The 8,826-nt window shown below is 69.9% G+C and carries 7 protein-coding genes; 2 read left to right on the forward strand and 5 right to left on the reverse strand.

All coding sequences use genetic code 11. The annotated features are described in order from the left end of the window. Window positions 1–1,208 (reverse strand): MFS transporter (locus O3X23_RS42895; RefSeq protein ID WP_443048152.1); only part of this gene is annotated, 1,208 nt, incomplete at its 3' end. 155 nt (window positions 1,209–1,363) lie between these two features. On the opposite strand from O3X23_RS42895, the gene O3X23_RS42900 reads away from it, so the two are divergent. Then, window positions 1,364–2,011, forward strand: coding sequence for a TetR/AcrR family transcriptional regulator (locus O3X23_RS42900; RefSeq protein ID WP_269280535.1), 648 nt, complete (start codon window positions 1,364–1,366; stop codon window positions 2,009–2,011). A 234-nt stretch (window positions 2,012–2,245) separates the two neighbouring features. Here O3X23_RS42900 and O3X23_RS42905 read toward each other — a convergent pair whose 3' ends face one another. From O3X23_RS42905 to O3X23_RS42920, 4 genes are all read right to left on the reverse strand, one after another. Next, a complete protein-coding gene (locus tag O3X23_RS42905) occupies window positions 2,246–3,496 on the reverse strand; it encodes an NAD(P)/FAD-dependent oxidoreductase (protein WP_269280510.1) in 1,251 nt (416 codons plus the stop codon). Between the two features lie 189 nt (window positions 3,497–3,685). Further along, complete coding sequence (locus O3X23_RS42910) at window positions 3,686–5,275, reverse strand: phospholipase D family protein (protein WP_269280513.1); 1,590 nt, start codon at window positions 5,273–5,275, stop codon at window positions 3,686–3,688. 224 nt (window positions 5,276–5,499) lie between these two features. Beyond that, on the reverse strand, window positions 5,500–6,423 hold the full coding sequence (locus O3X23_RS42915) for an aminoglycoside phosphotransferase family protein (RefSeq protein WP_269280517.1): 924 nt from the start codon (window positions 6,421–6,423) through the stop codon (window positions 5,500–5,502). A gap of 416 nt (window positions 6,424–6,839) precedes the next feature. Then, a complete protein-coding gene (locus O3X23_RS42920) occupies window positions 6,840–7,673 on the reverse strand; it encodes a PIG-L family deacetylase (protein ID WP_269280520.1) in 834 nt (277 codons plus the stop codon). Between the two features lie 494 nt (window positions 7,674–8,167). Between O3X23_RS42920 and O3X23_RS42925 the strand changes: the two genes are divergently transcribed. After that, the gene (locus O3X23_RS42925; RefSeq protein WP_269280523.1) at window positions 8,168–8,542 is read left to right on the forward strand and encodes a VOC family protein; all 375 of its coding nucleotides are present in this window, start codon (window positions 8,168–8,170) and stop codon (window positions 8,540–8,542) included. The last annotated feature ends 284 nt before the right edge of the window (window positions 8,543–8,826 follow it).

The raw sequence follows: 8,826 nt of genomic DNA on the forward strand, positions 1-8,826 counted from the left end.
ATGGAGGTGCGGTTGCTCGGCATCGCGTCGACGAGTGCGACCGCGCAGATCGTCATCACGGTGCGCAGTCCCACGGTCATGACCACCATGCAGACGGCGATGGCGGCGTACCCGTGGTCGACGCCCCAGGCGAGACCTGCGAGCGAGCCGGCCAGGCAGGCCGCGCCGACCAGGCAGGCGATGCGGTGGCCGAACCGCCGCGCGAGCCACTCGGACAGGGGGGTCGCGGCGATCATCGTCACGATGATCGGCAGGTTGGCCAGTCCGGCCCGCACCGGGCTCCAGCCGTAGGCGTACTGGAAGTGGAGGATCAGCCCGAACATCACGCTGGCCATCGCGATGGACGTCCCGATCTGCGCGATGGCGGCGCCACGGACGGTCCCGTTGGAGAAGAGGCGCAGATCCAGCATGGGTGCCGCACTGCGGCGCTCGTGCCGCACGAACGCCATCGCGGCCGCGACGGCGCCCGCGATCGATGCGAGGGTGATCGCGGAGAGCCAGCCGTGTTCGACACCGCTGGTCAGCGAGTAGCAGGCGAGGCCGATGGCGGTGACGCTCAGGACGGCGCCGGGCAGGTCGAGCGCGTCCTTGGTCAGGCCTTCCGGTCGGTCGGCCGGTACGCCCAGTCGGACGCCGATGCACGCGATCACTGCGATCGGAGCGTTGACGACCAGCAGCCACTCCCACCGCACATGGGCCAGCGCGGTGCCACCGAGCAGGGGCCCCAGGACGAAGCCGGACATGCCGACGATGATCATCAGCGTCATGGCGCGCATGCGCAGGGCCTTGTCGTCGAACAGGCGAAAGACCAGGGAGTTCGTGATCGGGGCCATCGCCGCGGCGGCGATGCCGAGTGCGGCCCGCAGGGCGATGAGCTCGCCTGCCGTGGTGACGAGGACGACGCACAGGCTCAGCGAGCCGAACACGGCAAGTCCGACCAGCAGCACCCGGCGGCGGCCGAGCCGGTCGGCCATGGACCCGGCGGTGAGCAGCAGGCCGCCGAAGGTCAGTGAGTACGCGCCGGTGACCCACTGCAGCGCGGTCGTCCCGCTGCCGAGGTCGCGGCCGATCGTGGGCAGCGCGATCGACAGCAGCGTGTTGTCGACCATCTCGACGAAGAAGGCCAGGCACAGGGCAGCCAGGGGGATCCACGCCGCGCGTAGGGACGGGTAGGTGCGCGACGGGGGTTGCAGCGTGGCGGTAGTCATGGCGATCCTCCGATCGAACGGCGTTCGGCTATCGAACGGCGTACGATGAGTTACGATAGAACAACGTTCGATGCTGTGCAAGACGCGATGGGATGTGAGCCATGACACGCCTGCAGAACCGCCCGGGTCAGGGGCGTCGACGGGCTTCCCACTCGATGGAGTCCGTGCTCACCGAGGCGGTGGCCCTGCTCGACGAGGCCGGAGCGCCGGCGCTGACGTTCCGGGCGCTCGCGCAGCGCCTCGGCGGCGGCGTCGCCAGCATCTACTGGTACGTCGCGAGCAAGGATGAGCTGCTCGACCGCGCCACCGACCACGTGATCGGCGCGGCACTGGCTGACGTCGAAGGACTCCCCGGCAGCGACGACCCGATCGACGACCTTCGCCAGATGGCCTTGACGCTGTTCGACGCGATCGTGGAGCGGCCTTGGCTGGGCGCCTACTTCATGCGCAACACCGACACCCAGAGCAACTCCTTGCGCCTGTACGAACGGCTGGGCCAGCAGACCCTGCGTCTTGAACTCAATGCGCGCCAGCGGTTCCACGCCGTGTCCGCGATCATCGGGGTCGTCGTCGGCTCCGCCATCGACATGGGGCAGGAGCCGCCCCAGGAGATCCTCGACGGCACCGTGGGCCGCGAGGAGTTCCTCGGCCGATACGCCCACGCCTGGCGGAGCCTGGACCCCGCGGAGTTCCCGTTCGTGCACGAGATCGTCGACGAGTTCGACGGCCACGACGACGCCGACCAGTTCCGCTCCGCCCTCGAGCTGACCTTGACGGGCCTGCGACTGCAGGCAGGAACCTGAGCAGGTCGGGCTGCATCCGGCCCCGCCCCATCGCGCAGTGACCTCACCCCTCGGCCGTGGCGCTGCGCACGACGGTTGCAGGTGCCCGAGTCGTGCCAGGACATCTGCCAGTCCCCGCGGCGGACGACGACATGCGGGCCGGCCATGCTTTCGCCGGCCCGCGCGCAGCAAGTGCCGCCCTTGCGGCCGCCACGGTCACCGCGTGGAGGCATCGATCGGGCCGCGACGGGCCGGTCAGGCGCCCTGACGCCGATCAGCGAGGATGTCACGGGCGGCCCGGCTGCCCGAGGCGAGCGCTCCTTGCACCGATCCCGTGGCGCGATGATCACCGCAGATGTAGCGACCCGGCTCCAGCCGGGTGCCGCGCATCAAGGGATGCGGACTCGTCATGGCGGGCAGCGCGTCGATGACGGTACGACAGCCGATGTGTTCCCAGTCGCTGGTGTCGGTGCGGTAGAGCTCAGCGAGGCGGGAGCGCACCGCGGCCTCCTGACCGGGGGTCTCGGGGGCGAGCAGCGAGCTCGAGATCAGCGCCCGTCCGTCGGTGCTGTAGGTCGGCGCGACCTCGGTCAGGACCGAGGTGTGCAGCAGCATCCCGGCCCCGTCGACGAGGAGGGTGGGCTCGGCGAGGGGCGAACGAGCGGCCGCGTGATAGTGCGTGGTGACGCTGCGTCCGGCAGGGATCTTCAGTGTGGGCAGCAGCGCGTGTGCGGCGCTCGCGCCGGTGGCCACCACCACGGTGCCCGCGCTCAGGCTCGTGCCGTCGCCCAGGACGACCCCGCCGTCCTGCAGCTCCAGCACCGGGGACCGCAGGCGCACAGTGCCGCCGGGCAGGGCGGCGGCCAGCTGATCGGGCACCGCCCGGATGCCTGCCGCGGGCAGGCACAGGCTGCCGCGCAGCATGCTGCGCCAGACCAGGTGGAAGAAGCGGCTGGAGGTCTCCAAGCCGTCCTCGAGGAACACCCCGGCCAAGAACGGGCGAAGGAGAGTTTCAATGAGCGCGGAGGAGACACCGGCTGCGGACAGCGCGGCCCGCGTCGTCCTCTCCGGGCCTCGGCGCAACAGCGCCGGAGGTGCCAGCAGGTCCCGTGCGCTGAAAAGGGCAAGAGCCCCCAGGTCGCGTGCGGAGGCGAAGCGTCCGGGGATCAGGTCGGCGACGGGGTGCGGGCGTCGGGTCGGATCGCCCAGCCGGACGCGCTCGCCGTCGTGGTCCAGCAGGAGGCCCGGGGTGAAGGGTCGAAGTCTCAGGGCGGCGAGGTCGAGTCGTCGTTTCACCTGCGGATAGGAGGTATTGAATACCTGGAAGCCCCGATCGAGGCGGAATCCGTCCACGGTGTCGGTACGCATCCGCCCACCCACCGCGTCCGACGCCTCCAGCAGCCGCACGGTGAGCCCGGCCCGCAGGAGATCCGCGGTGCAGGCCAGTCCGGCGAGGCCGGCTCCGATGACGATGACGTCGCTGTGCGCTGCTCCACTGGATGCCACGAATCCGCCTCCATCCGCCCGATCCCCCTGCCGTCGTCACGCTACCCCGAGGGGTCGACGAAGCGCGGCACGCCATCCGGGCACGTGGCAGCACGTCACCGGAAGGGGCGGATGCCGAACCCGCACCGGTCCGACGATCACCCGTCCCGGTAGGCCGGGTACGGATGAGGTACGGCGGGACGGGCCAGGTCAGTAGGCGTCGTGCCGACGCAGAGAGCTCGGGCGACCGTCAGGATCGGCGATGATCCGGTAGAGCGGGTCGGTCAGGGTCCTGGTGACGCGGGACAAGCGCGGCGGGTGATAGGTGCGCAACCGTCCCGACGGTCGAGGACCGTGGCGGCCGCCGTCGTGCCAGGCGTCCAAAGTGGCGGCCGAGTCGGCATAAGCCGCAAAGGCGCGGCCCAGGTCGCAGAGCGCTGCCGCCTCCCGGTCCCCCTCACGATCAAGGTGTTCGAGATTCAATGACAACCGCAGCTCGCGCGCGAAGACCCGCGCTCCGTCACCCAGGCCGCCCGGGTCCATGGGTTCACGCGAGTCACGGGTCTCGTCGAGGACCGCGCAGCTGAGCTCCGAATCGTGCGTCCAGGAGCGCCGGTTGACGTTGTCGGAGCCGACCGACGCCCAGACATCGTCGATGACACAGACCTTGGCATGGACGTACACCGGTGTGCCGGCGTGGTTCTCCAGGCTGTAGACGGCCACCCGGTCACCGCCCGCCTGTCGCAGGACTTCCAGGGCCCGGACCCGGCCCAGCAGGTTCATCGGTGTGCTGATCCGGCCTTCCTGGTCCGGCAGCGGCGGCAGGACGGCGATCATCCGCAAGCCGGGATGGTCCGCAAGGGCCCGCGCGAAGGGCCGGACGGCGACCTCCGACCAGAGGTACTGATCCTCCAGGTAGATCAGCTCACGTGCCCGCCGCAGGGACTTCCCATAGGCGCGGGCGATGCTGCGCTCCCCGTCGGGAGCGAACGGGTAGCCCCGCAGCGCGCGGTTCGGGTAGGTGCGCAGGATCTGAACCGTGTGCGAACCGCGCGGCTCGGGGTCGGGTTGCTGCTCCGGCAGCGGGTCCGCCTTCGTGTCCTCCCTGCGCAGAGCCGCCCGCAGCCGGCTGCTCGGGCTGCGACTGAGCGGTGCCGGGTCCGTCCACCGCTCACGGAACGTGGCCTCGACGTCGCCGACGGCGGGCCCGTCGTGCCAGGGCGGGCGGGGACCGTAGGCGTCGGCGATGGGCTGCGCCAGCGGGTCACCCTGGTGACTGGCGTCGTCCCGACGGCTGTGGCACAGATCGATGCCGCCGACGAAGGCCACGTCCCGCTCGGGCCGACCCGGGTGGCGCAGCACCACGAACTTCTGGTGGTGCGAGCCGCCCGGCCGCACCCGCATGTCGAGCAGGCATTCGCCACCTGCCTCCTCGATCTCCTCCCCCAAGTGGTAGTTCTCCTGTTCGCTGAACTGGAACCGGTCCAGGTGCGAGCGCCACACCAGCCCCTTGACGATCACACCGCGACGTGCGGCGTCGCACAGCACGTCACCGATGGAGCTTTCCGAACCGTCCAGCAGTTCGTCCGGGTCACCCCGCCAGTCCGTGAACATCAGCAGGTCTCCGGCCTGCTGCGCCCGCACGGCCTCGAGCAGCTCGGCGAAATACGCCGCTCCGTGGACCAGGGGGCGGACGTCGTTGCCCGTGGACCACGCGGCACCGTCGGCATGGCGGCGGTCCACTCGCGTCGCGGTGTTTCCCCGCTGAGCGGGGGTGAGCAGCCAGTAGGCGAGTTCCACGTCGTGCTCCTCTGATGGACGACCCTTCCGGGATCTCCTCATGGAACCGCTACCCGATGAGCGCGTGACCACGCGATTCCTGCTCCGACGATCCGGCGGCGCCCTGTCGCGAGGTCACTCGAAGGGGCGTCGGCGGCCCGGATCCGATCCCGGGCCGGCCGCGCCACCGAGGTCGCCCCTCGGGCAACGCCGGGGCATGGCGTACGGGCGTCGCCGGTCCGGGATCAGGCGCGGCGATGGTCCGACATCACCTCGACGAGAACCCGCCGACTGGACTCCGCCTTCGCCGCATCGCCCCCGATGTTCTCGGCGAGGACGAGCAGCGCCTTCCACGTGAGCCAGCCCCGGGCCCGCGCCCAGGTCCCCTCGTCCTGGCTGACAGCCCGCCGGAATACCTCACGGCTCCTACCGGTGAACATCCCCCAGGTCATCACGAGATCGCAGGCCGGGTCACCGACACCGGACGTCCCGAAGTCGATGACGGCGGTCAATTCGCCACCGGAGACGAGCAGGTTCCCCTCGGCGATATCGCCGTGGAACCACACCGGCGGGCCCGCCCACTCCGCCTCCAGAGCCTCGTCCCAGATCGCGCGGGCGTGTGCGGTGTCGACATACCCGTCGAGCACGGAGAGGCAGCGCCGGGTCTCCTCGTCGTAGAAGGCCGGCGAAGCACCCCGATGGAAACTGTGGGCACCGGCGACCGGACCACCCGTGGTGTCACATTTGTGCAGGGCGAGAAGGAAATCGGCGACGGACTCGGCGAACCGAGGCAGATCCGCGATCTGGCCCACGGACGCGGTCTCCCCATCGATCCAGCCACGCACCGACCACGGGTGCGGATAGCCCTCACCGGGCTCGCCCCGGCCCAGGATCTGCGGGACGGGCACGGGCAAGTACGGTGCCAGACGAGGCAGCCAGGTGTTCTCCTTGTCGACGGCCGGGACGTAGGCGGCCTGGGTCGGCAGGCGTACGGTCATCTGCTCGCCGAGCCGGTACGTGCGGTTGTCCCACCCGTCAACGGCGACCGGCACGACGGGCAGGTGGGCCCACTGCGGGAACTGGGCCCGCACAAGGCGGCCCACCAGAGCAGCGTCGATTCCGGCCCGGCCGTCCGGCGCGGCATTCGGAGATCCTGTCGGCTTCGTCATCGCACAGGATCATTCCGTCTCACGCACACCACCCACAACGGGATTGTTCTCCACCCAGCGGATCGGGCAGGACACGCTCGGCCACCCTCGCGGCGCCCACCTCCGTTGCGGTCAGGAGCGACCCGACGCCTGCCGGCCGGCCGATCTTGCCTCACCACGCCACGTCCTGGTCCAGCAGCCGCAGGCGACCAGCGCCGCGCCGATGCACCGACCAGGCACCGGTCCGATCCGGCTGCGCCAGGGCAGGGGTGGCCGCACCGATGCAGCCACCCCTGTTCGGCACTGTCCGCGGTCATCGGCGGGGACCCGGGGCTGCTGCCGCAGACCTTGAGGCCCCGAGGGACGACGACGCGCGCGACTCCGCACCGACTGTCCGGCTCCCCCACCCGCCTCGGTCGGGCGGGCGGTCGGGCGGATCAGCGCAGGCCGGCGAAGAGATCGTTCTCAGGTACGGCCGCACCGTCGGCGTCCTTGACCCGTACGAAGGTCTCCATGCCCATCAGATCGCCGAACCTCTCCTTGCCCATCTTGAGGAAGAAGATGTTCTCGCCCTGACTGGCGTGCGCGGCCAGCGCATCGAACTTCTGCCCGCTGAATGCGGTGGTGTCCACCCACGTGCTGATCTCATCGTCGGGGAGGCCGATCTCGGCCATCGCGGCGGCCTCGGCAGGATCCGGCTCCGGCATGTCCGGATGAAACTCGCGCATGATCTCCCCGAAGCGCTGCATCGCCGAGCGGGGCATCGTCGTCCAGTACACCTTCGGCGTAAGCCCGGTCATCTCCAACGCCGCCATCGTGATGCGGTGGGCCTGGATGTGGTCGGGGTGGCCGTAGAAGCCGTTCTCGTCATAGGTGACAACCACATCAGGTCGATAGTGCCGCATGAGTTCCGCAAGCCGGGCGGCACCTTCCTCCACTGGGGTCTGCCAGAAGGATCCCGGGGCCTTGTTGCTCGGCCAGCCCATCATCCCGGAGTCGGCATAGTCCAGCATCTCCAGATCGCTGACCTTCAGGACGTCACAGCTCGCCTCGAGTTCTTGCCGGCGCATCAAGACGACGGCCGCCGGATCATGCCCGGCATCACCCGGCTTGACACCCCCTGGCCCATCACCACAACCGCCGTCGGTACACGTCACCAGAACCGTGCGGATGCCTTCCGCCGCGTACCGCGCGAGGACCCCTCCGGTTCCGGTGGCCTCGTCGTCCGGATGTGCGTGTACTGCCATCAACGTCAAGGGTCGGTCAGTCATGAAACAGTCCTCCTGCAGAAGTAAGGCGCGCGGCAGGCCTACCGCGATCTTGGGGCCCGGATTCAGGTGGAGCGGGCGACCGCGTGGTCTCCGTGTCCCCGCCCCTGCGGTGCCGGTCCCTCGATCATGCAACTGTGCCGGCCGGACTGAATGTTCCCGACCCGGCCGCCTGACTCCGTCCCCCGGCTCCGACACGTCACCGTTGGTTCTGCTACTGCCGGTTCGTTTGCACCGACCGCACGGGAACCCCGACGCAGACACAGCCGCCACATCCCGCGTGTTCTCAGCGCCGGGCCGAAAGACACGTCCGTCCACACCCCGCAGTTGACCGACCGACGTCCGCGCACATGTCCGCGTCGGCACCCGCCCATCGCTTGTGGCGCGCCCGCCCATGGCGAGCTACCGGTGACACTCCGCGACGTCCTCATTCGCCAAACGAGGGTGATCGCGGACGCCAGGTGAATGAGGACGAGAGCCGGGGAAAGGCTGCAGATATGACGACGACGCTCGGTGCCTTTGTCCTCGGTACCCCCGATCCACCCGCCCTGGCCGACTTCTACCGCGCCCTTCTGGGCTGGGAGGAGGTCGACCGCGAGCCGGAGTGGGTCCGTCTGAGGGCTCCGGGGCAGGAACGCCCCGGCCTCAGTTTCCAGTTGGAGGTTGATCACACTCCGCCCGTATGGCCACAGCGTCCGGGTACTCAGCAGATGCAGGCGCATCTGGACCTACAGGTCGATGACCTGGAGACGGAGACCGAGCGGGCTTGCTCCCTCGGTGCGACGCTGCAGGAGGTTCAGCCGCAGAAGGACGTGCGGGTCCTCCGCGACCCTCACGGCCATCCGTTCTGTCTCTTCCTTCCGGGCGCCTGAACGCCACAGGCTTGTCTCCCAGAAGATGGTCCGGACGCACAGGGCGCGTGGGCCCGGGACGGTCCACGTCGACGGGTGCTGTACGGCCGGCCATGACCGTAGCGCTCGGGCACACCCCGCGTCCGCTCGCTGCCCCGCGTCGCCACTCCAGGGCCCTCCGCGCAGCCGACGTGGGCGGGTCGGCGTCCCGCCGAGACCAGGTTCGCTGCCGTGCTCGGCGCGCTGATCCGCAATCGCGGCTTCGGCGTCCGTGAACTGCCGTTCATGGGACTGTCCCTCACCAC

This window comes from Streptomyces sp. H39-S7, from assembly GCF_027158205.1.
Lineage (GTDB): Bacteria > Actinomycetota > Actinomycetes > Streptomycetales > Streptomycetaceae > Actinacidiphila.